Origin of the sequence: Vulcanisaeta sp., assembly GCF_049966235.1 — an archaeon.
GTDB classification, from domain to species: domain Archaea; phylum Thermoproteota; class Thermoprotei; order Thermoproteales; family Thermocladiaceae; genus Vulcanisaeta; species Vulcanisaeta moutnovskia.
In genome coordinates, this window is record NZ_JBMFVA010000059.1 from 1 (window position 1) to 1,682 (window position 1,682).

Genomic DNA, 1,682 nt, shown 5'->3' on the forward strand with positions numbered 1-1,682 from the left:
CGAGCCAGGTCAAAGGGGACGGGTTCAGGTCCCGTTGGCGAAGGCCTGCGTGGGTTCAAATCCCACCCCCCGCACCAGGAATTGAACATCCTAACCCACGAATCGTGCATATAAACACGGGGCATCGTGCATATAAGCCCATAAATACGGGTATAATGCATGGATTATTACTAAGCCTAATTAAGCCAAGGCCAAAGCCAAGCCTTGATGGACGGCCTCGAACTCGAACTACTCCTCGAGGGCATCAGGCGCGGATTCGTAGTCAAGGGTAGGACTGTTGCCAAGCTCGGCAAGCAATTCGTAATCACACTACCCATTGAGTACAACGAACTTTGGGCAGAGTTAAACAGGAGGGGTTCGAGGATAACGGTGATTATAAGGCTCGAGGGAGCCCCACAGACCCCACAGTAGTGGGGTTCTCCATAGGCGTTGGGCATATTAATTGGTCTCACCACTTATTGACCGCATGGTCTTCGGGGTCATCAGGGTTAGGGGCGACTTCAGGGGTTACCTGACCGGCGGTAGGTACGTGGCCAGGGACTACATATACAACCCCAGGGCTGGGGTTTGGGAGCCAATGCCAGAGGTCCCAGACGAGTTCTGGGATTACTCGGAGCCAGTGTTCATGGGTAGTTGGGAGTACGGTGACGACACGTCCTGGGCAGTACCGAGGGAGCTCATTAGGGAGTGGGGCCTTGAGGGCTACGTCATTGAGTGGCTGGATGAACTACCCAGCAGGCCAATAAATGCGGTGAGCATTGAGGAGTTCGGTCGATTGCTCGGCATCATGGTTGGAGGAATGCTCGGCGGCCTAATTAGGGGGCGTGGGGCACGTCGCGTCGATGAGGACCCAGGAATACCTGGTGGGGGTGGTTGACAGGGGTTTGAGGGCTATAACGGTCTACGAGGGCGACAGACCAATAGGCATAATCAAGTGGTTTGTCGTGCCGATAAGCCAGGAGGTTGCTGTGCGTAGGGGCGACATAGAGGTTGGGGGGTTGAGGGTGACCACGCACGCCACCTTCAAACCCATTGGGCGTGGGGTTGAGGTCATGCTGAGGGCGAAGGACGCCAAGTGGCTTGTGTGGAGGGTTAGGGATTTACCGAGCGGCGCCGTTGTGTTGATACCGAGGGGGCTCCTGATGGGGGATCCATTGGTAGCGGCAATGATTTGGCGGTGAACCCCAAGGCAATCAAAACCACGTGGGGTGGGGGCGGTCCCCACCCCACTCAACCACCGCCTAGGCATTCCCATAGGCACGGGCTCCTAGCCCTCAAGTCCCTAACCTCAATGGCGCCTGTCCTAACGACCCTAACCACGCTCAGCCTCCTCGGCGACCAATCCGCATCGCACTTCCTGAGGCAATCGAGCCAGTCCACACCGCGCCTCCTAAGGCCATCCAGTAGGCCTGGGTCCACATTGACGAAGTCCTTAACCACCGGCATATCCTCGGCGGTCCTGGATAGGGCGTTGCCGGCCAGGGCTGGGTTTGTTGGGTATGCAATGAACCTAGCTCTCCTCGGTTGGCTAGACCTGTTGAAGTCGATAATGACCTTGAACACGTCCCTAAAGGCCTCCAGGTACCTGTCGTTCTGCGTTATTGCTATGAAGAGGATCCCGTAGTTACGCCCAACCCTAACGGCTTCCTCAAGCGGGGACACGCCCTCACCAAGCCCTGAGC

Annotated in this window: 4 protein-coding genes; 3 read left to right on the plus strand and 1 reads right to left on the minus strand. The window is 57.0% G+C overall.

What is annotated here, in order from left to right:
• Positions 1 to 207: 207 nt before the first annotated feature.
• Genes ACP5L5_RS11670 through ACP5L5_RS11680 form a run of 3 tightly spaced genes read left to right on the plus strand, consistent with a single transcriptional unit; the run spans position 208 to position 1,181 of the window.
• Positions 208 to 411, plus strand: a complete 204-nt coding sequence (locus ACP5L5_RS11670; RefSeq protein ID WP_428763997.1) for a hypothetical protein — start codon at positions 208 to 210, stop codon at positions 409 to 411.
• Positions 412 to 466: 55 nt separating this feature from the next.
• Positions 467 to 877: a hypothetical protein gene (locus ACP5L5_RS11675; RefSeq protein WP_428763999.1), complete on the plus strand. Its 411-nt coding sequence runs from the start codon at positions 467 to 469 to the stop codon at positions 875 to 877.
• Positions 870 to 1,181, plus strand: a complete 312-nt coding sequence (locus tag ACP5L5_RS11680; protein ID WP_428764000.1) for a hypothetical protein — start codon at positions 870 to 872, stop codon at positions 1,179 to 1,181. The genes ACP5L5_RS11675 and ACP5L5_RS11680 overlap by 8 nt, the downstream gene beginning before the upstream one ends.
• A 49-nt stretch (positions 1,182 to 1,230) precedes the next feature.
• Here ACP5L5_RS11680 and ACP5L5_RS11685 read toward each other — a convergent pair.
• Positions 1,231 to 1,682: hypothetical protein (locus tag ACP5L5_RS11685; protein WP_428764002.1), on the minus strand; the 452-nt coding region annotated here is incomplete at its 5' end.